This window comes from Variovorax sp. P5_A3 (genome assembly GCF_056400665.1).
In genome coordinates this window covers 1-833 of sequence record NZ_JBFUKW010000071.1, presented here as the reverse complement: position 1 = coordinate 833, position 833 = coordinate 1, and the positions used below count along the sequence as shown (strand labels likewise).

Genomic DNA, 833 nt, shown 5'->3' with positions numbered 1-833 from the left:
ACCCTCGACGGGGTGACGACCAGCCGCGGCTACGGCATCGAGGGGGCGAGCAACAAGCTCACCGGCTTCACGCAGACCAGCGGGAGTGCGACGACCAGCGTGGTCTACGGCTACAACGCCAATGGCTATCTGGTCAGCGATGGGTTGAGCTACACCTACAACGCGGAAGGGCGGCTCAGCGCTGCGACGACGGGAGCCACGGACACCAGCCCGACGACGCGGTATGCGCACAACGCGCTRGGGCAGCGGGTGTTCAAGACCGAGCCGCTGTATCCGCCGAGCGAGGGGGATGAGGGCGATCCGGGGTTCCTGCAGAGTCTGATCGACTTCTTCACGAAGTTCTGGGCGCCGAGCGTGACGGAGGCTGAGCAGTTGGGCTTTGCCTTCACCTATGACGAGGACGGCAGCCTGATCGCGGAGACGGGCACGGGTGGGGCGAACAGCACGGGTAGCACGCAGTACGTCTACCTGCCAACGGCCAACGGCGTCATGCCGATCGCGGTTGTCGTCAACGGCAGCAAGTACGCGGTGCACAGCGATCACCTGAATACGCCGAGGCGGCTCACGAATGACAGCGGGCAACCGGTTTGGCAGTGGTCTTACAGCGCCTTCGGGGAGGAGCAGCCCACCACCGCGGCCAACCGGTTCGCCGCGCCCGGCACCGGCACGGTCTTCGGCACGCCGGTGACCTTCAACCTTCGATACCCGGGCCAGTACTTTGATCAAGAGTCCGGGCTGAACTACAACGGTCGCCGTTCGTATTCACCGGGCGGCGGGTTCTACACGCAGAACGATCCGATCGGACTTGCAGGGGGTTGGAACAGGCGCACGTA

The 833-nt window shown here is 64.9% G+C and carries 1 protein-coding gene; it reads left to right on the top strand.

Annotated features, from left to right (window positions below):
- Positions 1–833: RHS repeat-associated core domain-containing protein (locus AC1D3B_RS36195; protein ID WP_478195473.1), on the top strand; the 833-nt coding region annotated here is incomplete at both ends.